The following is a 26,547-nucleotide window of genomic DNA, read 5'->3' on the forward strand; positions in this document are numbered from 1 at the left end:
ATTGAGAAAGCAATATTTCACCAGAAGCCAGAGTCTGTTACAGATCTTGTACTGTTTTTTGGCCATTGATTGTGACTTCAATTTTCCCGCCATAATGGTTATTACTGGCCGACGGGGAGACTATCCAGCGCATTGTTGAGCCTGGTAAAACGTAGCCTAATAGTCCGGGTGTAATGACTTTTTTAGTACCGTCAGGGCTTATAAATGTTGCAGCAGATAACTGTGCATGCCCATTTCCCTGATTACTGACTTCAATAAATTTTTTGCCATCCAGTTGTTGTAATTTCCATTGCAGTTTTGCCTGCGTTTGTGCCGCTGATGTTGGCTGAATGAAAACGGGAACGGAATAATGCAGCACAAACTGAAGCTTATTTTTTTCAACTTTTGCAGGCGGTAACTCATCTATCGACAAACGATAAGCGTCTTCGGCATGTGCCGAGGGAGGGCTTGTGCGAATAACTCGAATCAACTGACGTTCTCCAGGGGCTAATGCCAACATCGGCGGGCTTATCACCAGCCCCTGAGAGGGGGAAAGTTTGTTGTCATAAGCACTTTGACTCCAGCGAAAAACCCGAACCTGGGCATTGAGCACATTTTCACCTGCGTTACTCAGCCAGATACCATCGGCATTTTGCGTCGCTTGCAACGTTAACGTGACCGGGGCTATTTGCAGCCCACTGGCGGTGGCAAGGTTGGCGCTCGCAACCATCCCTAGCAGGCATGCGCAGGCACACTGCTTAACAGGCAGTTTTACTCTCATTTAGCTTCCTGAAGTTAGTAGTTAACGTTAACCGTTACCGTGTCGGCATAGTCGTCAGGAGTGAAGTTGGCGCTCGGTGCGGTGGCATAAACAGTAAAAGTTTGCACCAGACCGGTCCCTGTCGCTGCTACGCCATTCCCAGGTGCGGTGTCGGTGGCGGTATTTCCCCATACCGGACCTGTTGCTGACGTGCGATTTAGCTGATAGGGCACTTTATCGGTATTGGTGGCAGCGTTAGCCACAGAGGACATAGCGCCCGAGCCCGTCGTCGTCCCTCCATTGGCAGCCGACGGCGCCAGGCCGATAAAATAGGGCGTGGTTTTTGAGCAATTAATTGAAATAGTGTTGCTTGCACTGGTGTTTGTCGCCGTGGTATTCACCGGACCAAGTGTGATATTTGAAGCCGAACCCGCAGTCACGGTACAGGCCTTTTGAATCGTCATCAGCACCTGAAATGTTCCGTTAACGGTTGCTGCATTTGCCACAGAGATAATGGAAAAGGCGCAGCAACAAAGAATTAAGCGTTTGTCTAAGACTAGAGCCATATCCTTTACCTTTTTCAAATAACCACATTTATTACTTTAGAAAAACAATAATGTGGCGCAAGAAGACATAATTTAACCCTAGAATAAGTATTAGGTGTACGCCAGTTGATCTAATGAATTTTACTTAGGAAAAAGGTGATGTCGTCGACAAAAAAATAATACCAACGGGTGAGTATGTTGTTTTATTTTTATGCTATAGCGGGTGTTAAGTCAGGAGAATAGGGGGCAACATATTCCTTGGATGGTACTCAAAATAACCACCCAAAAAATGAGAGTTGTATGATTTATCTTACACGTATTACGTAATGGCTACGGGCTGTGGAAAATGACCTTATAACCTTGCTCATTCCAGTGTTGTAGCAGTTCATTTTGTCTGCGGGTTGGCGCGATACCGGTCCAGACAAAAAGCGTTTGCCCAGGGAAAAGTTCAGGTCTTGGCGATTCAATGGGTTCAGCCAGAACGGCAATATGCCAACCAGATTGCGATAAACGCCAGGCTTCGAGCCACAGACGGGTTCTGTCTTCAACATCCCAGGCCATCAGCAGAGCATCCTTTCCTGACTTGCGCCGCGTTTCAGACAGCAGTGTTGCAACATATTCAATCAATGCGCCATCAAGCATGCTGTTCATTATGCGGGATGTATTATGGTCAAGTATCAGCCGTTGACGTACGGGAAGATAAACGTGATCAATCAGCGCATCTACGGGATGAACGCGACCGAGTGCGGTAATTTTGGCTCGCAGCTTCGGTGGATGCGCCATGCGAAGAATGCTCATCATCTCTTCTTGTAATTGATTCCAGTCGTCGTCAGCTTGACGGATACTGGTTTCCAGCAATGCCTTAACTTTGCCAACAGGTATGCCATTGCTAATCCAACGTTTTATTTCTTCAATACGCTGAATATCTTCTTCATCAAAGAGTCGGTGGCCACCTTCACTGCGTTGAGGTTTGAGTAAACCGTAACGTCGTTGCCATGCCCGAAGGGTGACAGGATTTATACCGCAACGTTCTGCGACATCCCCAATGCTGTAATAAGCCATAGTTCCCCCGGACACTCCTGATTCTCCGTCACCGATATGCGGTTCCTGCTACTTTGTACAACATTCATCAAATTGTACAAAACATATATAAGATTTTAGCAAAATTAAGATTTACTTTACTATCATACAAGGAGTAAATGCTGTTTTTTTATGTTCAGCATGAGGGCGGTTGTGGTGATTGTTGATTTATAACAATGCGTTAGTTATTTTGACGCTGAGAAATCATTTTTCTCTGGCCATGCAACAGATGGAATACCATTCAGGCAGGCTTGTGCAAAAAGGTTACCCTGGAAGATTTCAATGCCCGCGGATTCAAGCCACATCCACTCTTCGGGTTTTTCAACGCCGACTGCGGAAATCATAATTTCCAGTGACGCGCAGCATTTGATAATTGCCTGAATGATAGCCTGCCGCGGTCCACTTTTATGCACATCCGTGATCAGCTCGCGGCTTATCTTAATTCGGTCGGGTTGAAAACGAGACAGAAGCTGAAGCCCGGCAAAACCTGCCCCAAAATGATCTATCGCCACACAGATCCCCGCAGCCTTGAGTGACTTCACGGCCTGCGCGAACGTATCAAAGCGAGAAATAACTTCACTTTCGGTAAACTCTACAATGATTTGTTCAGGCACTAGCCCGTGCGCAGCGATTTCGTTTATAAGAAAGCTGACTGCATTGGGTTTGTTTACCAGGGTCATGGGGAGCAGATTGACTGACAGCATTTTGTCGTTAAGTCCCAGTGCGCTTGCCATTGCAAAAGCAGTCTTTTTGCTCTGCAGATCCGCGGTATACAGTTCCTCAGGATTTAAGTTGTCAAAATAAGTTGCGGGCGTTTCACCGTCTCTACCACGAATAAGTGCTTCCAGGGCAATGACGCGTTGCGACATAGGATCGATAATTGGTTGAAAAGCAAAGCTGAAATCTATATCGGATGGGAGTGTGTTTTCACCCAGGAGAGTACAAGAGTTGTCGGCAATAAAACTCCAGCAATCCGGCGCTGGTATTTCAAAATAGCTCGATTTTTCCGTCGCAAGGACAAATGTGCGGAAAAACTGTAACGCCCTGTCATCATAGGTGAGCTGAAATTTTGATGTTCCCTTATTCAGCACAGCTTGCAGAACGTCATTGCGTTCATGTTTTTGTAGATCAAATAACTCCATTCCCACTTTTCCGAATCTTCTCGCAGGAGCGTAATCACACATCAGCTCAACGATATTGTGGTGCCGTGGATCGTTACAAATACAACAATAAATCTCTTTTACCTGCTCCTCAGGGCCTTCAAGCAGTTGGAAAAAGTGGTGACCGTTAAAGAGTAAGATTCCCGTAACATCAGATCGCCTGTTTTTGATATTTGCGGCTGTCACCATATCCTCAAGCGCTTTGATGGGGGCGTCATCACGTAGATGGCTGCGGTAAATAATGGTCGTGAGCATGGACAGTCCGGGAATAAGGGAGAGGAAGATATATGACAGTATCAGACAACCCAGGTTATGTCCTGATTTTAATACATTATTCTAACTTTAACTTCACAATTGAACGGTCTGATTAAGATGAAATTTAGCCATGTTACGACGTGATTTGTACAGTGATCCTAATGTTTATATCAATCGATACAATTATAAGTAATTGATTTATATTATTTAGCACATTTTGGTAAAAACAAATTAATCTTGTTGTACACATTTTTGGTACAACTTTGCTACTGTTATAAAACTTAATATTCACCAGCATTTTGATACAGGAGCATGACATGCAGCAGCATAACGTTCGCACTGATACTGCAAGCGCGATTTCTCGTTACTTTGCGAAGGCGCATCTGCCAACTCAACAGGAAACATTGGGAGAAATCGTCACTGAGATACTCAAAGATGGACGTAATCTGAACCGCAAATCACTTTGCACTAAGCTTTTGTGTCGTCTTGAAAAAGCATCAGGGGAGAAAGAACAAAAACATTACAATGCGTTAATTGGCCTGCTCTTTGAATAAAATAAACCCCTTATATGATAGGGGTAAGTAGTGAAGGCGTTATGAAGAAAACTGATAGTGAACGCTTGAAACATGAAATTACAGGTTTGGCTGTGCTGGAAATTCTGCGAATGCATAGAGACGTTTCGTTAGCTGCAGTGATTAAGCAATTGCGACTTATGCAGGCCAGTGAAATAGATGGCACACGCAAGCAATTAATTGACAGCGTTATCAATGATTTTACAAACATTAATCCGGAGAAAATAAGCAGAAAACCGGATAAAACCAGAGATGAGAGTGCATTCAGTGCCAGCAAAAACCCTAAATTACATTAAAGATAATCTTCCAGACTATACAAGCGAGGTTACCATGCTCCATGAAATTAATGTCCACAACGTAATGACGGATAAAGCTTTATCAAGTTACTTCCATAATGCAGGTGAGCTATTAGCAGATGAGTCTGTGGTATTGGGGCAGGCGGTAACAAATGTAATTCTTGCAGGTGATAATGTTAATAATAAAAACATCATTTTAAGCCTGATTGGTTCTCTGGAGTCAACGGTTGACGTTATTCAGGCAGATGTTATCAGAAAAACCCTGGAAATAGTATTGCGCTACACAGCTGACGATGTTTAATAAGTCTTCATATTAACAAAATATGTACAGTACCCTTGTTATATGCTGAAAGCCCTTATGCTAAGCATTTTTTGGATTAAGACTATACATAGCACCCCTCTAAATCAATTATGATTTTTCATTGAGGCCATAATGATGAACATCGTTCAGGAACATACTCTAAACGCAGAGTTATGGATTGATGATATTTTTATCAGGCAAGGGTTAAAGAATATTCTTGCAGATATCGTTTTTGAAGATGACAAGGCGCGACTTGTATTCTTTACCGCGAATCACTTTGAGGCGGTAAAAAAGCAAAATTACAATCTGAAAACGCATCGTCTGGTATTGCTGATTGATGGTCATTTGTATCAGTATCTTAATGATGTTTCGCTTTACAGACTACCAGTAGATATCGGAGTTGCTTCAATCAAACAATTTATTATTGATATTACTCGTGCTGGTGGTAATCACGAGAATCAATCGGATTCAAATATCTCATTAACCGCGAGAGATAAATATATTTTAACGCAGTTAGGAGAAGGTCGAACTATTTTTGAGATATCCGCATTGTTAAATCTACACTTAAAAACGATTTACCAGGCCAGGCAGAATCTGATCAAAAAGCTTGGTTGTTCTGGGCTGATTGATTTTCAGGGAATACTGCGAGCGCAAATATTCCGCAACTGGCTGGAACATGCCTGAGTAAATCGACAGTTCGTACTTACTGTTGAAGGGTACGACAGGGCTAATGGCCCTGTCGCGATATTAATAAAACTTCGCTATTCTGTCACCAGTTCATTGATACCCTTCTGCTGATGATGCTTTTTACTCAGCGAGAAGTAGCCAAATATTAGTGTTATTACCACGATGCTCGCCATAATCAGGAAGATTTCCTGATAGCCCACTTTATCAAACAACTTACCGACAGGCAGTGACAGCACGATGATGCCAATGGAACTGGCGATATTGAAGCCAATAAGATATATCGTTGACGACAGGCGCTTATCAAAATTCGCTACGCTGAATTTAAACACTGAAATAACAAACAGTGGGACCTCCAGCGCATGGAGCATTTTAATCAAGGAGATAATATATATATCGGTGAACAGTGCTGAACCCAGGATTCGACAGGTCATGATTGTTCCACCCAGCAGCAATGCGGATTTAGGCCCGATGCGGTTAATCAGGAACGGAACCAGCGCCATACCGACGGCCTCCATAAAGACTTGTACCGAGTTGAGGTAGCCGTATACGCGTGGTGCCAGTTCGGGATCGTCAAATAAGCTGGCGTAAAACACCGGGAACATCTGCTGATCGTAGATGCTATAGAACGACCAGGTGCCGACGACAAAGATAACGAAAAACCAGAACTGCGAATCTTTAAAGATGGTGAGAAAATCCTTTCGGGTCAGCGCGTCTGGCTCGGGCGAACGTGTATCCGTGGATGCCGGGGCCGGTGCGTCGGTTTTGAACACCACGTTAATCACCAGGAATAACACCCCCATGACCGACACGCACCAGAAGTTAATGTGTGGGTTGATGCTGAAGAAGATACCGCCAACAAAAGTCCCTGCGGCGTAGCCAAGCGATCCCCAGAAACGAGCAGTGCCGAATTCAAAGTTGAATTTACGGCTCACTTTCTCGACGAAGCTTTCCACCAGACCGCAACCGGCGAGATAGCCAAGGCCAAAGAAAATGGCGCCTAGCACCATGCCAAGCTTGAAGTTGGAGACCAGCAGCGGTTCATAAACATAAATCAGGAACGGACCGCTGAGCGTGATGACAGTCCCCATCATCCAGATAAGGGGTTTGCGGGTACCGAGCTTATCCTGCAGAAAACCGTAGCCCAGCATAAACAGCATGCTGAAAAACTGGTTTACGGCATACAGCATTCCCAGCTCCGTTCCGGACAGGCCAAGTTTATTTTTTAGCCATATTGCATAAAAAGACCACCACAACGACCAGGCGGCAAAGAAAAAGAGCAGATACCCGGATGAGTATCGATATTTATCATTACTGAACGGCATATTTATCTTCATGATTTTTCCAATCCAGATCAGGTCATTGTAAGGTCTTTCTGATACGACGTAACGAGTGCGCTTTATTACGGGGTGATCGTTCTCCGTAGCGACGGTTGCGACTGAATAAAGCTGCTCAGGTGTTGGCTGTCGGGAAACGCGCTTAGCGCGCCACGCCGGGTAGTCGCCAGAGCACCACAAGCGCTGGCCTGCTCGATAAGCGGAAGTAGCGTTGACGTCGATGTGGGCCAGCTTTCTCCGGCGAGTGCCGCCAGCAGCCCGGCCATAAAGGCATCACCGGCGCCGGTGGTATCGATGCTGTCGACGTGATAGCCGCTTAAAGTCAGCCTATGGTTTTGCCAGAAAGCGATTGCGCCATCGGCGCCGCGGGTGATGATTTTCAGGCGTGCGGGAAAATCAGCCAGGCGTTCGCAGGCGCTACTAAGACAGTCAGTTTGTGTTAGCCACAGCAGCTCTTCTTCCGACATCTTCAGAATGTCGCTCTGCCGGGCAAACTCGCTGACAAGGTCAAACATCTGCATCTCGTTGCTCCACATCTGCGGACGCAGATTGATGTCAAAGCTCAGCGTACCGCCGGCCTGTCGCAATGCGGCCATTGCCTGGGTGAGGGTGGCGCGGCAGTCAGGGGCGACCAGCGCCAGCGAGCAGAAGTGCAGAATATCGGCACCAAAGTCGGGCAGACTCGCCGGGCTGAGAAATTGATCGGCAGACGGATTAACTAAAAACTCAAACTGCCGCTCACCGTTGGGAGCCAGTGAAACCAGTACGGTACTGGTGTGCTGTTGTGCATCAAACTCCAGACTTCCTGTATCCACCTGCGCTGTTACCAGCGTCTGATGCAGAAAGCGGCCAAAAGTGTCATTGCCCACACGGCCGATAAAGCCGCTGTCATGGCCGAGGCGGGCGACGCCGATGGCCACATTGAAGGGCGCGCCTCCCGCACAGGCTTCAAACTGCATATTGTCGCGCGGTAGCAAATCCACCACGGCATCTCCGAGCGTCCAGATTGTCATTATTTTTCCCCAAAGCAGTGAGACGGGTGGTTAATTGGCGGCGAGCGGCCAGGCATGCCCGTTATTAAAAATGGCATGTCCGTTCTGGCTAAATAAGGTCAGTTGGCGATCGTCCGGTTCAGGATAAATACGACTGCTAAGGGTATATTCACCGTGATTGACAAATACCTCTACCGAGGAGCTGTCAATAAATAAGCGCAGATCCAGCAGGTCACCAACTGGCAGCGGCACGCTGCGATAACCAGAGAGACCATGCTGCGGGTAGCGACGATCCAGCACCAGACGCTGAGCCTGGGTATCGACGAAGACGCGCAGCCCGTCACCCAGCGCGATGCCATACTGTTCAGCATGGCTGCGGGCGATATCGAAGCTCAGTTCGACTTCGAGAGCGTGCGCCTGTTCTTCTACCATCAGGGTGCGATTGTTCAGGTCACTGACCGGCCAGACATGAAGCTGACCGCGTAATGCCTCCAGCTCTTTGACCGGGTTCATGCGCAGCCGCAGATCTGCATCGAGCGTCACTTCCCGGGGAAGAGTAAGCATGCCCGCCCAGCCGTCGGCTTGTTCTGGCATTGGCGATTCCCACATCGACAGCCAGCCGATCACCACGCGGCGACCGTCCGGAGTGATAAATGACTGAGGGGCGTAAAAATCATGCCCGTGATCCATCTCCTGGAAGGGTTGGGTAACGTGGAACTGATGGTTATCCTGCCATTCGCCGACCATATAGCCGCTCTGGAACAGGTTACGGTAATCGTATCCGTCCGCGGCGATGCCCTGCGGCGAGAACATGAAGACGAGCTTATCGTTCAGTGGGAAGAGGTCCGGGCACTCCCACATGTAGCCCATGCCGTCATCGGCCCTGCCGAGCGTGCTGGCAAGCTGCCAGTGCTGTAGATCCTGCGAGCGATAGAGCTGTACTTCGCCTACGTCATCGACCCGGGCACCCACCACCATGTACCAGCTGTCTCCCTCTTGCCAGACTTTCGGATCGCGAAAATGGTGTACGCCTCGCGGGGTATCCATAATCATGCCCTGGCGTTCAAAGTGAATCCCGTCGGTGCTGGTGGCCAGGCACTGTACCTGATACAGGTTTTCCTCTTTCGCCTCGCCGTCAAACTTGTGTCCGGTGTAGATAAGGGCCAGCTTATTGCCTTCAACCACCGCTGAACCGGAAAAACAGCCGTCTTTATCTTCCGGCCCTTCTGGTGCCAGTGCGATGGGTAAGTGCTCCCAGTTCACCATATCGCGGCTGCGCGCATGGCCCCAGTGCATTGGTCCCCAGACCGGCTGCCACGGATAGTGCTGATAGAACGCATGGTAGTAACCATCAAACCAGGACAGGCCGTTAGGGTCATTCATCCAGCCCGCCGGAGGGGCGAGGTGATAGCGTGGATACCAGCGCGGGTTTACAAGGTCTTTCTGCTGGCTTAAGGCTTCGTTGGCTTTGGAAAGTAGTGACGTCATTTGCTTGTCCCTGTAAGTGAATTGAGCAAAAGATAACGTTAACATTCTCGGTTTTCTCGCGGAATTGATGGTAATATCGATGTTAATCACAAAAGTTAACGTTAACATTTTGCGGGTGTTATCAAGATCGCATTTTCAGACCCGGAAGGGTGAACGCCGTCAAAGGAGAGGGTATGGCATCTTTAAAGGATGTGGCGCAACGGGCTAACGTCTCGTTAATGACCGTATCGCGAGCGATTAACGAGCCCGAACGATTGCGGCCAGAAACCTATAAAAAGGTGATGGAAGCGGTAGATGCGCTGGGGTATGTCTCCGATCTCTCCGCGAAAAAAATTCGTGGCGCGAAAACCACGGCTAACACTATCGGGGTGTTAGCGCTGGACACCATGACCACGCCATTTTCCGTGGAGATAACGCTCTCTATCGAAGAGACGGCGCGGGCGCACGGTTGGAATAGCTTTGTGGTGAATATGTTCAGCAATGACCAGCCAGAGAAAATGGTTGATCTGCTGTTGGCGCATCGCCCTGACGGCATTATCTACACCGCGATGGGGCTGCGTCAGGTTCCCGTGCCGGAAAAGCTGCATAAGTATCACTGCGTGCTGGCGAACTGCGAAAGCATCAGTGGCCCTTTTCCCACCTATATTCCTGATGATGAGCAAGGGCAATACCTTGGCGTGAAAGCGCTGTTGGCCGCAGGCTACCGTCGGCTGCTGTGTATCCACCTGCCAAAAGGGATTGTGGCCACCGATCGCCGCCGGGCGGGAATGGAGCGCGCCTGTCGTGAAGCGGGCGTCGACCCTGATGCCATGTTCCACCACTATCTTCCGGCGGGCGAGAGTCACCATATTGATGCGGCGGAGATTGCCGGGCATTACCTGAGTGGCACGCGTCCGATGTTTGATGCGGTGGTATGCGGTAACGACCGCGTGGCTTTTGTTATCTACCAGGTCTTGCTGGGGCGAGGGCTGCGCATTCCGCAGGATGTTGCCGTACTGGGCTATGACAACATGGTAGGCACCGGCGAGCTGTTTTTGCCGCCGCTATCCACAGTACAGCTGCCGCATTATGAAATTGGCCGTCTCAGTGCACTGCATCTTATCCAGGGGCTCGATCACCGCGATACCGTGCGGGTAGACAGCCCCTGGCTTCCGCGCGCCTCAATATGAGTACGTTCACGTGGCAACTACTGCTTTGCCAAAGTAGCTCAGCCTTTTTGGTCATCGTGTTTGGTGCCAACTTTCAGATGCACAACAGCGGGAACCACTGAGATGCTATGAAATAAAAAATCCACGCAATTGCGTGGATTTTATGGGGTTTTCCATTTTTCATGCGATTCACTGAGATCGCATGAGACAATAGAAACGGCTTAGACGTTGAACAGGAAGTTCATGATATCGCCATCTTTGACGATATAGTCCTTACCTTCGGCACGCATTTTCCCAGCTTCTTTCGCACCTTGCTCACCTTTATAAGTGATGAAATCTTCAAACGCGATGGTTTGTGCGCGGATAAAGCCTTTCTCGAAGTCGGTATGAATTTTACCGGCTGCCTGCGGAGCCGTGGCACCGACAGGAATGGTCCATGCACGGACTTCTTTCACGCCAGCGGTGAAGTAGGTCTGCAGGTTCAGCAATTCGTAACCAGCACGGATAACGCGGTTCAGGCCCGGCTCTTCCAGACCCATTTCAGCCATGAATTCTTCACGGTCAGCATCATCGAGTTCTGCAATATCAGCTTCAACGGCAGCACAAACGGCAACCACAACAGAACCTTCGGCAGCCGCGATTTCGCGCACTTTGTCGAGGTACGGGTTGTTCTCAAAACCGTCTTCGTTGACGTTAGCGATATACATGGTTGGCTTCAGGGTCAGGAAGCTCAGGTATTTGATGGCCGCTTTGTCTTCGTCAGTCAGCGTTTTCAGCGCGCGCAGCATGCCGGCGTTTTCCAGCTTTGGCAGGCATTTTTCCAGCGCAGCCAGTTCTGCTTTAGCGTCTTTGTCGCCGCCTTTTGCCTTCTTCTGCACACGATGGATAGCGCGCTCACAGGTGTCGAGGTCGGACAACGCCAGCTCGGTATTGATAACCTCGATGTCGTCAGCCGGATCCACTTTGTTATTAACGTGGATGATGTTGTCGTTTTCAAAGCAGCGTACAACGTGGCCGATCGCTTCGGTTTCACGGATGTTGGTCAGGAATTGGTTACCCAGACCTTCGCCTTTGGACGCGCCTTTTACCAGACCGGCAATGTCGACGAATTCCATCGTTGTAGGTAGGATACGCTGTGGTTTGACGATTTCGGCCAGCTGATCCAGACGCGGATCGGGCATCGGGACAACACCCGTGTTCGGCTCGATAGTACAGAACGGGAAGTTTGCCGCTTCAATACCCGCTTTTGTGAGCGCGTTGAACAGGGTGGATTTGCCTACGTTTGGCAAACCGACGATACCGCATTTGAATCCCATGTTTAAATCACCTTAATCTTTTGATATTCAACCTGTTATGGAAAACAGATTGTAGAAATGTAAATAACTTTGCCTATTATACACAGCACGCGAGAAAAATGCCGCACATCACTGCTTATTGCGCTTTAAAGGTGTGTAACCGGCTCGTAGCTTTGGTCAGGCCATCTTTGAACAAAATCTCGGTACAACGTGCCGCTTCGTCAATCGCTTCATCAATTAACTTCTGTTCTGAAACAGGCGGTTTGCCTAAAACAAATCCGACAACTTTGTTTTTATCGCCCGGATGGCCAATTCCAACGCGTAAACGATGAAAGTTGGGGTTATTACCTAATTTGCTAATGATGTCTTTCAGGCCATTATGTCCGCCATGACCGCCGCCAAGCTTAAATTTGGCCACGCCAGGAGGCAGGTCTAATTCATCGTGCGCGACCAAAATTTCATCGGGGTTGATACGATAAAAACTGGCCATCGCACCGACGGCCTTGCCGCTAAGATTCATAAATGTGGTCGGTACCAGCAGACGGACGTCTTCACCTTCAAGCGTTACTCGGGAGGTGTAACCGAAGAATTTCGGCTCATCGCGCAGGGGGGCGCGTAATCTCTCTGCCAGTAGATCGACATACCATGCGCCTGCGTTGTGTCGCGTTGCCGCATACTCTGCGCCGGGGTTCGCCAGGCCGACAATCAATTTAATCGCCACGTGTTTTGTCCTGAGTGTTTCGATAAACGACGTGTAGTTTACTGTCTGACGGTGCGCTTGACAAAAAACTGCGTGCTTATCGCCAAAAGCTGAATAATTGCACAAGTGGACTATTAGAAAATGAGTATGTTCAGTGGCTTATTTGTAAAGTTTTGTTGCATGAGTGTTTGTAATTGTGATCGCTCCCGCACTTGCGAACGGCAGTGTTGTCTATACTTTACACATAAGGATTAGGGGTATTCCCTGTAACAACCCAAAGTTCCGGAGGTGACACATGAAACGCAAAAACGCTTCGCTACTCGGTAACGTGCTCATGGCTTTAGGGTTGGTGGTAATGGTTGTGGGTGTGGGTTATTCAATTTTAAACCAGTTGCCGCAATTTAATCTGCCGCAGTTTTTCGCACATGGTGCGGTGCTCAGTATTTTTGTTGGCGGTATTCTCTGGTTAGCAGGTGCCAGAGTGGGTGGACACGAACAAATCAGTGACCGTTACTGGTGGGTACGTCATTATGACAAACGCTGTCGTCGTGGTGACACCAATCACCGTCATAACTAAATCCTCCCTCTGTTGAAAGGGCGGGGGTCAGAATGAAGAGCCTTGGTTATAAAACCAGGGCTCTGCTTGTTCATGATCATTGCTTAAACTGGATGCGACAGAATAAGAGAAGAATTATTCGAATAATCGGTAATGTAATGCTCTAACCGCGCTATCTGCATCGTCAGCCGGTAACAGGATGCACAGGTTGTCGTTCGATGCTCCATGGCAAATCATTCGTACCGTATGCTCTTCAAGCCAGGCAAAAACGTCTTTGCAAACTCCCGCAGCCTGTGTGAGTTGATTCCCCACCAAAGTGACCAACGCCAGCCCGGTTTCCACTTCTACACGACAGTGGGAGGATAATGCGGTAAACAATGCGGTGGTCAGCACATGGTCTTCACCTGAGGTTGCATGAGTGGCGTCCAGCACCAGCGCAATACTATTCTCTGAGGTTGTAACCAAATCCACCGTAACCGCGTGGCGAGCTAAAATGGCGAAGGACTGCGCCAGGAAAGAGCAGGAAGGTTGCTTCTCCAGACTGTGTAACCTCAACAGCGTCTGTTTACGACGCACGGCGATCGCACGATAGCGAGGTGGATTATCGGTGGTGTTGTGCACCAACGTACCTCCGGCGGCAGTATCCTTACTTGAGCCAACAAAGACCGGAATGCTTTTACGCATTGCCGGGAGTAGCGTAGCCGGGTGGAGGACCTTCGCACCGTAGGCGGCCATATCGCTGGCCTCGGAAAATGAGATATGGTCGATTCGTTTGGCCCGCGGTGCAATGCGTGGGTCGGTGGTGTAGATCCCTGCGACGTCGGTCCAGATGTCAACGCGTGTGGCGTGAAGTGCCTCACCGAGAAGCGTAGCCGTGTAATCACTACCGCCGCGTCCAAGCGTTGTGGTGTGTCCTGCGGCATCTCGCCCGATAAATCCCTGAGTCACCATAATCGCTTGCTCAAGACGAGGGCGCAGGTGAGTCTCCACCTGGTGGTGCAGTGTGCCAAGCTCGGGTTCGGCGCAGCCGAAGTTCGCGTTAGTACGCATCACGCTGCGGGCATCAAACCACCCGGCCTCGGCCTGCCGTTCACGTAAGACTTCAGTAAACAGTAGTGAGGACATCAGCTCGCCATGGCTGACTAATTCATCGCTTAACGCATCAGACGGTGAAACCATCGCCGTTTGTGCAAGACGCTGTATGTTGTTGAGAAGATTATCGATTTCCGTGCTGATAACGGAAGGCTGCTTCAGGCGGGAAATAATTTTGTATTGGATGGCGCGTAAAGTCTCAAGCTTATCTAATTGTTGATGCGTTTCCAGACCTTCAGAAAGCTCGACCAGTAAGTTTGTCACGCCTGCTGAAGCAGACAAAACGACTAAACGGACATCTTGATCAGCAAGGACAATGCTGGCGCTTCGGTTCATCGCATCAAAATCAGCGACGCTGGTGCCGCCAAATTTGGCAACGACGGATGGTGGATAAATGCGAGTCATAACAATCTCATATCAGGGCGCCATAAAAGTATGGCTAGAAAATTTTCATTCTCGGCATAAGGGAACAAAGTTCGCCTTACGAAATGTCCGCCCGCGAACATTTCTGCTGACAACCCAGGGTATACCTGTTGTCGATAACGAGTGTCGCCTGTACGCGTTACCGGGTGCTGCGCATTAATTTTATTTACAAAGCCTGCAAATAAGCGCGCCATACTAAGTGATTTATATTAAGGGATCGACTTTTTTATTCGATTTATAGGCAAATAAGTGAAAAATCATGTCGTAACAAGAAAGCGCCTACATTATTAATGGTAAAAACGTGTAAAAAAATAATAAAAACATGAAAATCTCATGGTTTTTATAACATCGTAAGCGCTGCAATTGGCTACAGTATTGTTAATTTAATAGCTATATTTGTTTAGGATTTAGTAATGATTGAAGAAGGTTGTGCGCTGAAATTTAAGGAAAAAATGCTTATTTGAGACGTCTAAAAATAAATGATTGAGTCCCAAGCTAAAACAACATATATTAGCCGCGCTTTTTTACAGGTAATCCTTATAACCATTTATTCAATCAGGCGTTAATCTACACCTGGTTGTAGGAGTGATATGATGACGGATAAAGTCCGTATTGATACTTTAAGTGCTAATTCATTACCACAGAGCAATGATACCTTTTTAGCAAGACAGGCTGAGTTTGAATCTAATGTCCGCAGCTATCCACGTAAACTGCCATTAGCAATCGCTAAAGCGCAGGGCGTCTGGATTACTGATGTAGAAAATAATCAATATCTTGATTGCCTGGCAGGTGCCGGAACCCTGGCGCTTGGTCATAACCATCCTGAAGTGCTGCAGAGCATTCAAAGTGTCATCACAAGCGGCTTACCGTTACATACGCTTGATCTTACTACCCCATTAAAAGATGAATTCTCATCATATTTACTGTCCTTATTACCGGGCCAGGGCAAAGAATATTGCCTGCAGTTCACCGGTCCGTCCGGTGCAGATGCTGTTGAAGCGGCGCTGAAGCTGGCGAAGAAAGTGACCGGCCGTTCCAGCATCATTAGTTTCTCCGGCGGCTACCACGGGATGACCCACGGCGCGCTGTCCGTGACCGGCAACCTGTCGCCGAAAGAAGCGGTCAGCAATATGATGGCGGAAGTGCAGTTTATGCCGTATCCACATCAGTACCGTTGCCCGCTGGGTATCGGCGGCGACGCTGGCGTCAAAGCATTAACCTACTACTTCGAAAACCTGATCAACGACGTTGAAAGCGGCGTGCGTAAACCGGCTGCCGTAATCCTCGAAGCGGTGCAGGGCGAAGGTGGCGTGAATCCGGCTCCGGTCGAATGGCTGCAACGCATTCGTAAAGTGACTCAGGAACACGGCATTCTGCTGATCATCGATGAAGTTCAGGCTGGATTTGCACGTACCGGTAAACTGTTCGCCTTCGAACACGCCGGTATTGAACCTGATATCATCGTGATGTCCAAAGCGGTTGGCGGCGGTCTGCCACTGGCGATACTGGGCATTAAAAAGCAATTCGATGCGTGGGCTCCGGGCCACCACACTGGCACCTTCCGCGGCAACCAACTGGCGATGGCGACCGGTCTGACAACGCTGAAGATCCTCAAAGACGACAAGATTGCCGATAAAGTTGCCGCCCAGGGCGAATGGCTGAAAGGCAAACTGGCTGACCTGCAGAAACGCTACCCGGTTATCGGCCAGGTGCGTGGTCTGGGCCTGATGATCGGCCTGGAAATCGTGAATCCGAACGAAGCGCAGGATCACATGGGTTGCTACCCGGCTGATGGCGAGCTGTCCGCGTTGCTGCAGAAGAAATGCTTCGAAAACGGGCTGATTCTGGAGCGTGGTGGCCGCAACGGCTGCGTGCTGCGTCTGCTGCCGTCTCTGCTGATCACCAACGCTGAGCTGGAAATTTTCCTCGATAAATTCGAAAACGCCCTGCTGGGCGCTGGCGTGAAGCCGGTTTAAACGGAGTTGGATCGAATGTCAGACGTAAACCCGATTCTGTCCGGCTCGGCGCAAAGCATCGCCGCCTATCAGGACGCTATCGAGCAGAGTACGCAAGCGGTCGTTGAATGGTTGAAGCAGCCTGAGATGTATCAGGGCAAAACCGTTGAGCAACTGCGTGAACGTATCAACCTGAATTTTACGTCTCAGGGTCTGGGCAACCAGGCCGCTATTGAGCGTGCGGTTGAATACTTTCTCAAAGACAGCCTGTTGGTTCACCATGCTCAGTGCGTGGCGCACCTGCACTGCCCAAGTCTGGTGATTAGCCAGGCGGCGGAAGTGCTGATCAACGCCACTAACCAGAGTATGGACTCCTGGGACCAAAGCCCGTCGGCCACGATCATTGAGATCAAACTGATCGAATGGCTTCGTGAGCAGGTGGGTTATGCGGCAGGCGATGCGGGCGTATTCACCAGCGGCGGCACCCAGAGTAACCTGATGGGCCTGATGCTGGCGCGCGATGCCTTCTTCGCTCGCAAGGGACATTCCATTCAGCAAGATGGTCTGACCGGTGATCTGAGCAAAATTAAAGTGTTCTGCTCTGAAAGCGCGCACTTTTCCGTGCAGAAGAACATGGCGTTAATGGGGCTGGGTTACCGCTCCGTCACCCAGGTGAAGACCGATGCGTTTTCACGCATGGATCTGGCTGACCTGAAAGACAAGCTGGCCCAGGCGAAAGCCAACGGCGAGCAGGTGATGGCCATTGTCGCGACGGCTGGCACGACAGATGCGGGCGCCATCGATCCGTTAGCGGATATTGCGACGCTGGCGGCAGAACATCAGATCTGGATGCACGTGGATGCGGCATGGGGCGGGGCGTTACTGCTTTCTGAGCAGTATCGTCACTTCCTCAACGGCCTTGAGCTGGCAGATTCCGTGACGCTGGATTTCCACAAGCAGTTCTTCCAGACCATCAGCTGCGGTGCGTTCCTGTTAAAAGATGCGCGCCACTACGAGCTGATGCGTTACCAGGCGGCGTACCTGAACTCTGATTTCGATGAAGAGGCTGGCGTACCAAACCTGGTATCGAAGTCGCTGCAGACCACGCGTCGTTTCGATGCGCTGAAGCTGTGGATGGGCCTCGAAGCGCTGGGCAAAAAGCAGTATGCCGAAATCATTGATAATGGCGTAACGCTGGCGCGTGATGTTGCTGAGTTTGTCAAAACCCAGTCGCATCTTGAACTGGTGATGGAACCACAGCTGGCAAGCGTGCTGTTCCGCTTCCGTCCTGAAAGCGATGATATGGCGTTCGTTGCGCTGCTGAACCAGCGTATTGGCGACGTGCTGCTGGCTTCCGGTAGCGCCAACGTCGGCGTGACCGAAGCGGATGGCATCACCTGCCTGAAGCTGACGCTGCTGAACCCGACGGTGTGCCTGGAGGATGTGAAAGTCCTGCTGGCCAGCGTTAAGGCAACGGCATTGAGCATTTTAAACGCGTAATTGCCCGGTGGCACTGCGTTTACCGGGCCTACGGGTTCGGTGCAATGTTTGGGTTTTGTGGGCCGGATAAGCGAACCGCATCCGGCAATAAAAAGGCTCCCGTTCACGGGAGCCTTTTTGCTATTTAATATCCGCTAAAGCGGCGTCTTTATTCGGGAAAAATGCCAGACGACCGGGGATCGGCTGAATACCCGCGCGCGCCATGGTGCGCAGCGGCTGAAATTCCAGGTTAGATACCCGCAGCTCGCAGCCTTCAGGCAGTTTTTTCACAAAACGCTGGAAAGCGTCCAGACCACCGGCATCCAGTACCGGGACCGCGTCCCACTTCAAGACTACGATGCGTTTACCTTCAATACGCGACTCGAGATCGGTAAATAATCCTTCCGCCGCGGCAAAGAATAGCGGGCCAATGACGCGCAACACCAGCACATCGTCCGGTACGTCTACGTTGACCGGCGCCAGACGCGTCATGCGCGCAATACGACGCATAAACAGTAGAGATGCAAGAACGATACCGACGCTGATGGCGATAACCATATCGAACAGCACCGTCAGCGACATACACATCAGCATAACGATGATGTCGTCTTTCGGCGCATGACGCAGCAAATCCACCACTTTATGCGCTTCACTCATGTTCCATGCCACCATTAGCAGCAGGGCGGCCATGGCGGAAAGCGGTAACCAGGAAAGCAGCGGTGCAAGCACCAACAGGGCTAGGATCACCAGAATCGCATGGATAACCGCTGAGATTGGCGATGTTGCACCCGCGCGGACGTTTGCCGCAGAACGGGCAATTGCCGCCGTGGCGGTGATACCGCCAAAGAACGGTGCGACGATGTTGCCCAGTCCCTGACCAATCAGCTCACTGTTAGCTTTGTGTTTGGTGCCGGTCATCCCATCGAGTACGACGGCGCACAGCAGAGATTCGATCGCCCCGAGCATTGCCATCGAGAAGGCTGCCGGTAACAGCGCCTGTAACGAGCTCCAGCTCAGAGTAAAGTTTGACTCTGGCATATTCCACGGTAATACCAGTTGCGGCAGCAACTGTGGGATACCATTGCCCTGCGAGCCGTCAGCCAGAATATAGTGGAACTGAGATCCGATGGTGGCGACATGGCCGCCGGTCAGGTTCACGATACCCATTACCGCACAGCCTGCCAGGAGTGCGGGAAGGTGGCCCGGTAATCGGATACCCAAACGCGGCCAGAAAATCAGGATCCCCAGTGTCACCACGCCAATCGCGGCATCACCCACGTTGATGGTCGGCAAAGCCATAAATAGCGCGCCCACCTTCTGCAAATAGTGCTCTGGCACGTGGGTCATTTGCAGGCCGAGAAAATCTTTAATCTGCATAGTACCGATGGTGATACCGATACCTGAGGTAAAACCTAACGTCACGGAGACCGGAATATATTCGATCAAACGACCAAAGCGGGCGAGGCCGAAAAGGATCAGGAATATCCCGGACATGAGCGTGGCAACCAGCAGGCCTGCCAGCCCAAACTGTTGCGACACCGGATACAGAATCACCACGAAGGCGGCGGTTGGGCCAGATACGCTAAAGCGCGAGCCCCCGGTAAGGGCGATAACAATCCCAGCAACGGCTGAGGTATACAGACCGTACTGCGGAGCAACGCCACTGCCTATTGCCAGCGCCATCGCCAGTGGAATGGCAATGATCCCAACCGTTATCCCGGCGATCAGGTCGCGGGTGAAGCGGGAAGCAGTATATTTTTCTTTCCAACAAGCGTCGATGAGGGCGCGGAAAGGCATCACATGTGAGGAAAATAATCTGTTCACAATAATGTTTCATCCATGGGCGCATCATCTGTCAACTGAATGGCAGGTGAAGGAGGCAAAAGTCATACAAATAAATATTACAGATAAAAAAACCCGCCGCAGCGGGTTTTTGAGCCGGGCTCGATTAATGCTCGAACATAGCAGAGATGGATTCTTCGTTGCTGATACGACGAATCGCTTCGGCCAGCATACCCGACAGGGTCAATGTACGCACGTTTGGCAGTGCTTTGATTTCGTCAGTCAGTGGAATGGTGTCACAGACAACGACTTCATCAATAACAGAGTTGCGCAGGTTGTTTGCCGCATTACCTGAGAAGATCGGGTGGGTTGCGTAAGCAAATACGCGTTTTGCACCACGTTCTTTCAGTGCTTCTGCTGCTTTGCACAGCGTACCGCCGGTATCGATCATGTCATCAACCAGCACGCAGTCACGACCTGCAACGTCACCAATAATGTGCATCACCTGAGAAACGTTCGCACGCGGGCGACGTTTGTCGATGATAGCCATATCGGTATCGTTCAGCAGTTTAGCGATAGCGCGGGCACGCACGACGCCACCGATATCTGGAGAAACCACAATCGGGTTGTCCAGGTTCAGCTGCAGCATGTCTTCTAACAGGATCGGGCTACCGAATACGTTATCAACCGGTACATCGAAGAAGCCCTGGATCTGTTCAGCATGCAGGTCAACGGTGAGGACGCGGTCAACGCCAACGCTGGACAGGAAATCAGCGACGACTTTAGCGGTAATCGGTACACGAGCGGAACGTACGCGACGATCCTGACGTGCATAGCCGAAGTAAGGAATAACGGCGGTGATACGGCCTGCGGAAGCACGGCGCAGCGCATCAACCATAACGACCAATTCCATCAGGTTGTCGTTAGTAGGGGCACAAGTGGACTGGATGATGAAAATATCACCACCGCGTACATTTTCATTAATTTGTACGCTGACTTCGCCGTCGCTAAAGCGACCTACAGCGGCGTCGCCGAGTGAAGTGTACAGGCGGTTGGCAATACGTTGTGCTAGTTCCGGGGTGGCGTTACCAGCAAAAAGCTTCATATCAGGCACGAGAAGAACCTCAGGCATGCGTCCATTGGTGGAAAGAATCTGCCGAAAACTGTGCGGGCCAGGCAGTATCCTCTCCATGCGGTGTATTAAAGAGCGCGATGCAACGTCTGGAACAGGGTGACGTTGTCACCGCAACTCAGCTTGCCCGGCTTACTCGTTATCCTTCGTGTTTCATGTTCGCTGGCATTAATTCCTCACATCAGTCACATACTTTTGTATGCTCCTGGCGGTTCGTCATTTCGCCATCTTCCTGAAACCAGAAGGATTTAGAGTAACGCTCTGTGCAATGGGGAGAGGTTGACGCCTTTCGCCACAAAGCCTTTGAGCCATTCCGGGGCTTGCTCAAGCACCTGGCGAGCACGAGACTCAGTGTCAAATTCAGCAAAGACACAAGCCCCTGTACCAGTCAGGCGCGACGGCGCGTATTCTAACAGCCAGGAAAGCGCCGCATCAACCTCGCGAAAACGTTTTCTTGCGATAACCTCGCAATCATTGCCGAATTCACATTTTAGTAACGTTTTTATTGACCTTTTTGGCGTGTTGCGCGGGAGGTCGGGATCGTTAAAAATCACCGGTGTCGGAATGCTGACTCCCGGGTGAGCAACCAGATACCACTTTTCTTCAGGCTCGACCGGCGTCAGAATTTCTCCAACACCTTCGGCAAAGGCCGCATGGCCGCGCACGAACACGGGAACATCCGCCCCTAGGGTTAAACCGAGTGCCGCCAGTTCATCAATCGAAAGTCCACACTGCCAGAGATGGTTAAGCGCCACCAGAACGGTTGCCGCATTTGATGAACCACCGCCGAGGCCGCCACCCATCGGCAGGCGTTTGTCGATACTGATGTCCGCACCGCTCCCTTTGGGAAGGCGATTGCTTTCAGATGCTACCTTCATCAGCAAACGTGCCGCACGGACGATCAGGTTGTCTTCGTGCGCAACGCCTTCCACCGGGGTTAACAGGCGAATTTCGCCGTCGCCACGCAGCGCAATATCTATCGTGTCGCCATAATCAAGAAACTGAAATAGCGTTTGCAGCGAGTGGTAACCGTCCGCACGTTGCCCGGTGATGTATAAAAACAGATTCAGTTTTGCCGGAGAGGGCCAATGAGTCATCATTTCACAATCCAGTTGTCCATTTTCAGCTTAATACGCTGGGAGCCGTCCGACAGCTCCATGTTTGCCGGCATCGCTGGCTGGGTTTTGCTGTCGTAGCCGCTATAGACCACTTTCCAGTTTTTACCGTCTTTGCTGTAGTTCACTTCACTTAGACGGTATTGATCATCGAGTTTGTAATCGGTGGCATCTCCCGGCAGACCAAGGATCCACTGGCGCAGGCTATTCAATGGGATAGGCATGCCAGTCAGTTTGCCGATCATCTCTTCAGCGTCGTCGGCAGTGTAGTGCTTGCCTTTGTTATCGACCAGTTCGACGTTGCCCGGCTGCGCATTGAGTTCCAGTTCAGTGCTGCCCAGTGGGTTGGTCAGCAGGAGACGATAGCGATCCTGACCGGTTTGCTGCCAGAAAAAGCGGGCATACACTTTCTGTTGATCGGAAATATAGGCAAACGCACCGCGCGTCTGATATTGGTTCAGGGCGCGTACTTCCTGCTGGTGCTGGCGCCACTGCGGGGAATCGGGGCTTTTGCCGGGACCTTTCGGCGCGTTGAGGGTACAGGCACTAAGAACCAGGGCCGCAAGGGGCAGTAGGCGAATCAGGCGAAAATCAGGCAGGGTCATAATGATGACAAATCCTTGAGATACGTTGCAGTTATAACTCTTAATGCTAGCGCCGCCATCAGACATCGTCTACGTTCAAGTTATCTTAAATCGCTTAAATTTGTGCACTAAGCTATTACTCCAAAAGGGGGCAGTCTCTTTTATTGACCGCACGCATCCTGTATGATGCACCCAGTCTAACCTTATCAACGCTGGTACTATTCCCGCACACATGACCCTTTTAGCGCTTGGTATTAACCATAAAACGGCACCTGTATCGCTGCGAGAACGCGTAACGTTTTCGCCGGATACGCTCGATCAGGCGCTGGACAGCCTGCAAGCGCTGCCAATGGTGCAGGGCGGGGTAGTGCTGTCGACGTGTAACCGCACAGAGATTTACCTCAGCGTGGAAGAGCAGGATAACCTGCGAGAAGCGCTGATTCGCTGGCTGTGCGAATACCATAACCTCAATGAAGAAGACCTGCGTAATAGCCTGTACTGGCACCAGGACAACGACGCCGTCAGTCATTTGATGCGCGTTGCCAGTGGGCTGGATTCACTGGTGCTCGGTGAACCGCAAATTTTGGGGCAGGTGAAAAAAGCATTTGCGGATTCGCAAAAAGGCCACCAGAACGCCAGTGCGCTGGAGCGCATGTTCCAGAAATCATTCTCTGTTGCTAAACGTGTACGTACAGAAACTGACATCGGTGCCAGCGCCGTGTCGGTGGCGTTTGCCGCCTGTACTCTGGCGCGGCAGATATTTGAATCGCTCTCAACGGTAACCGTGCTGTTAGTCGGTGCGGGCGAAACCATCGAACTGGTAGCGCGACACTTGCGCGAGCATAAAGTGAAGAAGATGATCATCGCCAACCGTACGCGCGAGCGTGCGCAGGTGCTGGCGGATGAAGTCGGCGCCGAGGTGATTTCACTGAGTGATATCGACGCGCGTTTGCAGGATGCCGATATCATTATCAGTTCTACTGCCAGTCCGCTGCCGATTATCGGTAAAGGAATGGTGGAACGCGCGCTTAAAAACCGTCGCAATCAGCCTATGTTACTGGTGGATATCGCCGTACCGCGCGATGTCGAGCCGGAAGTGGGTAAATTGTCTAACGCCTATCTGTACAGCGTTGATGACCTGCAAAGCATCATTTCGCATAACCTGGCCCAGCGCAAAGCGGCGGCGGTGGAAGCCGAAACGATTGTGGAGCAGGAAGCCAGCGAGTTTATGGCCTGGCTACGCGCCCAGGGCGCAAGCGACACTATCCGCGAGTATCGCAGTCAGTCAGAACAGATCCGTGATGAACTGACCGCTAAAGCGTTGGCCGCTCTTCAACAGGGTGGTGATGCGCAAGCCATTATGCAGGATTTGGCCTGGAAACTGACCAACCGCCTGATCCATGCACCAACCAAATCACTTCAACAGGCTGCCCGTGACGGGGATAGTGAACGCCTGAATATTCTGCGCGACAGCCTCGGGCTGGAGTAGCAGCACACCAATCTTATTTTTTACAGGGTGCATTTACGCCTATGAAGCCTTCTATCGTTGCCAAACTGGAAGCCCTGCATGAACGCCATGAAGAAGTTCAGGCGCTGCTCGGTGATGCGGGTACTATCGCAGACCAGGATCGCTTTCGTGCGCTGTCGCGCGAATATGCGCAATTAAGCGATGTCTCTCGCTGTTTTACGGACTGGCAACAGGTTCAGGAAGATATCGAGACGGCTCAGATGATGCTCGACGATCCTGAAATGCGTGAAATGGCGCAGGATGAACTGCGCGAAGCAAAAGAGAAATGCGAGCAGCTGGAACAGCATCTGCAGGTCCTGCTGTTACCTAAAGACCCCGATGACGAACGTAACGCTTTCCTCGAAGTGCGTGCGGGAACCGGTAGTGATGAAGCGGCGCTGTTTGCCGGCGATCTGTTCCGCATGTACAGCCGTTACGCTGAATCGCGTCGCTGGCGGGTAGAGATCATGAGCGCCAGCGAAGGCGAACATGGCGGGTTTAAAGAAGTCATTGCCAAGATTAGCGGCGAAGGCGTTTACGGGCGACTGAAGTTTGAGTCCGGCGGCCATCGCGTGCAGCGCGTACCTGCGACGGAATCGCAGGGGCGTATTCATACTTCTGCCTGTACGGTCGCTGTCATGCCGGAACTGCCGGATGCCGAACTGCCGGATATCAACCCGGCCGATCTGCGTATTGATACCTTCCGTTCATCAGGCGCGGGCGGTCAGCACGTTAACACCACAGACTCCGCAATCCGTATTACCCACTTACCGACCGGTATCGTAGTGGAATGCCAGGACGAACGTTCACAGCATAAAAACAAAGCCAAAGCGATGTCGGTGCTGGAGGCGCGAATTCGTGCCGCCGAAGTGGCAAGACGTCAACAGGCGGAAGCCTCTGAACGTCGTAACCTGTTGGGCAGCGGCGATCGCAGCGATCGTAACCGCACCTATAACTTCCCGCAGGGTCGTGTGACCGATCACCGCATTAACCTGACGCTCTACCGTCTGGATGAAGCGATGGAAGGCAAACTGGATATGCTGATTGAGCCGATTGTCCAGGAATACCAGGCCGACCAACTGGCGGCGTTGTCCGAGCAGGATTAATGGATTATCAGCACTGGCTGCGTGAAGCGATAAGCCAATTACAGGCAAGCGAAAGCCCGCGCCGCGACGCCGAGATTTTACTCGAGTTTGTCACCGGTAAGGGGCGCACCTTTATTCTGGCGTTCGGCGAAACGGTGTTAACCGAGGCGCAGCGTCAACGGCTCGATACATTACTGGAACGCCGTCAGCGGGGTGAGCCAGTGGCACATCTGACCGGCGTGCGCGAGTTCTGGTCGCTGCCGCTGTTTGTCTCTCCGGCTACGCTTATTCCACGCCCGGATACTGAGTGTCTTGTTGAGCAGGCGCTGGCTCGTCTGCCTGCCTCTGCGTGTCGTATTCTCGATTTGGGAACCGGTACGGGCGCCATTGCGCTGGCGCTGGCAACTGAGCGTCCGGATTGCGCGGTGACCGCGGTTGACCGCATGCCTGATGCCGTGGCGCTGGCAACTCGCAACAAACAGCATCTGGCCATCGACAATGTTTGTGTGCTGCAAAGCGACTGGTTCAGTGCTTTGCAGGGGCAGCAGTTTGACATGATTGTCAGCAATCCGCCGTATATCGACGAACAGGACCCGCACCTGGCGCTTGGCGATGTACGTTTTGAGCCGCTATCGGCACTGGTGGCGGGTGAGCAGGGTATGGCGGATATCGTGCATATCATTGACGAGTCTCGACACATGCTAACGCCCGGCGGCTATTTGTTGCTGGAGCACGGCTGGCAGCAAGGACAGGCAGTCCGCGACGCCTATACTCATGCCGGTTACCAGGCGGTTGAAACCTGCCGCGACTATGGCGGCAACGAGCGAATTACGCTTGGACGCATCCCATCATGAGTACTTTCAGCGTGTTACTCAACGTCCATCTCATCAGCATTGCGCTTTCAGTTGGTCTGTTAACGCTGCGTTTTTGGTGGCGTTACACCGACTCGCGCCTTGCCTGCGCGCGCTGGACGCGCATCGTGCCGCCGGTTGTCGATACCGTTTTATTACTCAGCGGCATAACGTTAATGGTTAAAGCGCACATCCTGCCATTCACTGAGCACGGGACATGGCTGACTGAAAAGCTGTTTGGGGTTATCATTTACATCGTTTTGGGTTTTATTGCGCTCGATTATCGTCGGGCGCGCAGTCAGCAGGCGCGATTAGTCGCATTTCCGCTGGCGCTGGTGGTGCTGTACATCATCATTAAACTCGCCACCACAAAAATACCGTTACTGGGGTAAGC

26 protein-coding genes are annotated in these 26,547 nt (G+C 51.0%); 12 read left to right on the forward strand and 14 right to left on the reverse strand.

The features are described from left to right. Positions 1 to 37: 37 nt before the first annotated feature. The 4 genes from OGX66_RS21840 to OGX66_RS21855 form a co-directional block, all read right to left on the reverse strand. Complete coding sequence (locus OGX66_RS21840; RefSeq protein ID WP_003020869.1) at positions 38 to 760, reverse strand: fimbrial biogenesis chaperone; 723 nt, start codon at positions 758 to 760, stop codon at positions 38 to 40. A gap of 14 nt (positions 761 to 774) precedes the next feature. Further along, complete coding sequence (locus OGX66_RS21845; RefSeq protein ID WP_003020867.1) at positions 775 to 1,305, reverse strand: Csu type fimbrial protein; 531 nt, start codon at positions 1,303 to 1,305, stop codon at positions 775 to 777. A 309-nt stretch (positions 1,306 to 1,614) separates the two neighbouring features. Then, positions 1,615 to 2,346 carry a MerR family transcriptional regulator gene (locus tag OGX66_RS21850; protein WP_174500842.1) on the reverse strand — a complete coding sequence of 244 codons (732 nt, stop codon included), beginning with the start codon at positions 2,344 to 2,346 and terminating at the stop codon, positions 1,615 to 1,617. 203 nt (positions 2,347 to 2,549) lie between these two features. Continuing rightward, positions 2,550 to 3,779, reverse strand: coding sequence for a diguanylate phosphodiesterase (locus OGX66_RS21855; RefSeq protein ID WP_138828595.1), 1,230 nt, complete (start codon positions 3,777 to 3,779; stop codon positions 2,550 to 2,552). 317 nt (positions 3,780 to 4,096) lie between these two features. Between OGX66_RS21855 and ycgZ the strand changes: the two genes are divergently transcribed. The 4 genes from ycgZ (at position 4,097) to OGX66_RS21875 (ending at position 5,632) form a co-directional block, all read left to right on the forward strand. Next, positions 4,097 to 4,333: a regulatory protein YcgZ gene (gene ycgZ, locus OGX66_RS21860; RefSeq protein WP_003020856.1), complete on the forward strand. Its 237-nt coding sequence runs from the start codon at positions 4,097 to 4,099 to the stop codon at positions 4,331 to 4,333. A gap of 41 nt (positions 4,334 to 4,374) precedes the next feature. Then, positions 4,375 to 4,647: a hypothetical protein gene (locus OGX66_RS21865; protein WP_003844030.1), complete on the forward strand. Its 273-nt coding sequence runs from the start codon at positions 4,375 to 4,377 to the stop codon at positions 4,645 to 4,647. Positions 4,648 to 4,681: 34 nt separating this feature from the next. Next, on the forward strand, positions 4,682 to 4,948 hold the full coding sequence (locus tag OGX66_RS21870) for a biofilm development regulator YmgB/AriR family protein (RefSeq protein WP_270921877.1): 267 nt from the start codon (positions 4,682 to 4,684) through the stop codon (positions 4,946 to 4,948). A 132-nt stretch (positions 4,949 to 5,080) separates the two neighbouring features. Further along, positions 5,081 to 5,632, forward strand: coding sequence for a LuxR C-terminal-related transcriptional regulator (locus OGX66_RS21875; RefSeq protein ID WP_003841344.1), 552 nt, complete (start codon positions 5,081 to 5,083; stop codon positions 5,630 to 5,632). A 77-nt stretch (positions 5,633 to 5,709) separates the two neighbouring features. Here the strand turns inward: OGX66_RS21875 and OGX66_RS21880 are convergent, their stop codons facing one another. The 3 genes from OGX66_RS21880 to OGX66_RS21890 form a co-directional block, all read right to left on the reverse strand. Next, on the reverse strand, positions 5,710 to 6,969 hold the full coding sequence (locus OGX66_RS21880; RefSeq protein WP_016150363.1) for an MFS transporter: 1,260 nt from the start codon (positions 6,967 to 6,969) through the stop codon (positions 5,710 to 5,712). Positions 6,970 to 7,034: 65 nt separating this feature from the next. Next, positions 7,035 to 7,982: a PfkB family carbohydrate kinase gene (locus OGX66_RS21885; protein WP_286512246.1), complete on the reverse strand. Its 948-nt coding sequence runs from the start codon at positions 7,980 to 7,982 to the stop codon at positions 7,035 to 7,037. Between the two features lie 30 nt (positions 7,983 to 8,012). Continuing rightward, positions 8,013 to 9,449 carry a glycoside hydrolase family 32 protein gene (locus OGX66_RS21890; RefSeq protein ID WP_088902199.1) on the reverse strand — a complete coding sequence of 479 codons (1,437 nt, stop codon included), beginning with the start codon at positions 9,447 to 9,449 and terminating at the stop codon, positions 8,013 to 8,015. 173 nt (positions 9,450 to 9,622) lie between these two features. On the opposite strand from OGX66_RS21890, the gene OGX66_RS21895 reads away from it, so the two are divergent. Continuing rightward, on the forward strand, positions 9,623 to 10,618 hold the full coding sequence (locus tag OGX66_RS21895; RefSeq protein WP_088902200.1) for a LacI family DNA-binding transcriptional regulator: 996 nt from the start codon (positions 9,623 to 9,625) through the stop codon (positions 10,616 to 10,618). Positions 10,619 to 10,818: 200 nt separating this feature from the next. Here OGX66_RS21895 and ychF read toward each other — a convergent pair whose 3' ends face one another. Further along, positions 10,819 to 11,913, reverse strand: a complete 1,095-nt coding sequence (ychF, locus tag OGX66_RS21900) for a redox-regulated ATPase YchF (protein WP_270921848.1) — start codon at positions 11,911 to 11,913, stop codon at positions 10,819 to 10,821. A gap of 115 nt (positions 11,914 to 12,028) precedes the next feature. After that, positions 12,029 to 12,613, reverse strand: coding sequence for an aminoacyl-tRNA hydrolase (pth, locus tag OGX66_RS21905; protein WP_003020814.1), 585 nt, complete (start codon positions 12,611 to 12,613; stop codon positions 12,029 to 12,031). Between the two features lie 274 nt (positions 12,614 to 12,887). On the opposite strand from pth, the gene ychH reads away from it, so the two are divergent. Further along, complete coding sequence (ychH, locus tag OGX66_RS21910; protein ID WP_003020810.1) at positions 12,888 to 13,169, forward strand: stress-induced protein YchH; 282 nt, start codon at positions 12,888 to 12,890, stop codon at positions 13,167 to 13,169. 114 nt (positions 13,170 to 13,283) lie between these two features. Here the strand turns inward: ychH and lysC are convergent, their stop codons facing one another. Continuing rightward, positions 13,284 to 14,645 carry a lysine-sensitive aspartokinase 3 gene (gene lysC / locus OGX66_RS21915; protein ID WP_057101418.1) on the reverse strand — a complete coding sequence of 454 codons (1,362 nt, stop codon included), beginning with the start codon at positions 14,643 to 14,645 and terminating at the stop codon, positions 13,284 to 13,286. A gap of 608 nt (positions 14,646 to 15,253) precedes the next feature. Between lysC and OGX66_RS21920 the strand changes: the two genes are divergently transcribed. Both OGX66_RS21920 and OGX66_RS21925 read left to right on the forward strand, forming a co-directional pair. After that, positions 15,254 to 16,639, forward strand: coding sequence for a diaminobutyrate--2-oxoglutarate transaminase (locus OGX66_RS21920; protein WP_088902201.1), 1,386 nt, complete (start codon positions 15,254 to 15,256; stop codon positions 16,637 to 16,639). 15 nt (positions 16,640 to 16,654) lie between these two features. After that, a complete protein-coding gene (locus OGX66_RS21925) occupies positions 16,655 to 18,118 on the forward strand; it encodes a pyridoxal phosphate-dependent decarboxylase family protein (protein WP_003841330.1) in 1,464 nt (487 codons plus the stop codon). Positions 18,119 to 18,238: 120 nt separating this feature from the next. Here the strand turns inward: OGX66_RS21925 and dauA are convergent, their stop codons facing one another. From dauA to lolB, 4 genes are all read right to left on the reverse strand, one after another. Beyond that, the gene (gene dauA, locus OGX66_RS21930; RefSeq protein ID WP_003020797.1) at positions 18,239 to 19,921 is read right to left on the reverse strand and encodes a C4-dicarboxylic acid transporter DauA; all 1,683 of its coding nucleotides are present in this window, start codon (positions 19,919 to 19,921) and stop codon (positions 18,239 to 18,241) included. A gap of 124 nt (positions 19,922 to 20,045) precedes the next feature. Beyond that, positions 20,046 to 20,993, reverse strand: coding sequence for a ribose-phosphate diphosphokinase (gene prs / locus OGX66_RS21935; protein ID WP_001518537.1), 948 nt, complete (start codon positions 20,991 to 20,993; stop codon positions 20,046 to 20,048). A gap of 266 nt (positions 20,994 to 21,259) precedes the next feature. Next, positions 21,260 to 22,111, reverse strand: coding sequence for a 4-(cytidine 5'-diphospho)-2-C-methyl-D-erythritol kinase (gene ispE / locus OGX66_RS21940; protein ID WP_032935447.1), 852 nt, complete (start codon positions 22,109 to 22,111; stop codon positions 21,260 to 21,262). Continuing rightward, positions 22,108 to 22,731, reverse strand: coding sequence for a lipoprotein insertase outer membrane protein LolB (gene lolB / locus OGX66_RS21945; protein WP_032935449.1), 624 nt, complete (start codon positions 22,729 to 22,731; stop codon positions 22,108 to 22,110). Before lolB ends, ispE begins: the two co-directional genes overlap by 4 nt. Before the next feature lie 211 nt (positions 22,732 to 22,942). Here lolB and hemA point away from each other — a divergent pair, with 211 nt between their 5' ends. The 4 genes from hemA to sirB2 are packed head-to-tail and all read left to right on the forward strand — an operon-like array spanning position 22,943 to position 26,545. Further along, positions 22,943 to 24,199, forward strand: coding sequence for a glutamyl-tRNA reductase (gene hemA / locus OGX66_RS21950; RefSeq protein ID WP_003020789.1), 1,257 nt, complete (start codon positions 22,943 to 22,945; stop codon positions 24,197 to 24,199). Positions 24,200 to 24,240: 41 nt separating this feature from the next. Then, positions 24,241 to 25,323: a peptide chain release factor 1 gene (gene prfA, locus OGX66_RS21955; RefSeq protein WP_286512251.1), complete on the forward strand. Its 1,083-nt coding sequence runs from the start codon at positions 24,241 to 24,243 to the stop codon at positions 25,321 to 25,323. Beyond that, complete coding sequence (prmC, locus tag OGX66_RS21960) at positions 25,323 to 26,156, forward strand: peptide chain release factor N(5)-glutamine methyltransferase (RefSeq protein WP_032949424.1); 834 nt, start codon at positions 25,323 to 25,325, stop codon at positions 26,154 to 26,156. The genes prfA and prmC overlap by 1 nt, the downstream gene beginning before the upstream one ends. Next, a complete protein-coding gene (gene sirB2, locus OGX66_RS21965) occupies positions 26,153 to 26,545 on the forward strand; it encodes an invasion regulator SirB2 (RefSeq protein ID WP_048232144.1) in 393 nt (130 codons plus the stop codon). Before prmC ends, sirB2 begins: the two co-directional genes overlap by 4 nt. Positions 26,546 to 26,547 lie beyond the last annotated feature (2 nt).

This window comes from Citrobacter sp. Cf072, assembly GCF_030334485.1.
GTDB lineage: Bacteria > Pseudomonadota > Gammaproteobacteria > Enterobacterales > Enterobacteriaceae > Citrobacter > Citrobacter freundii.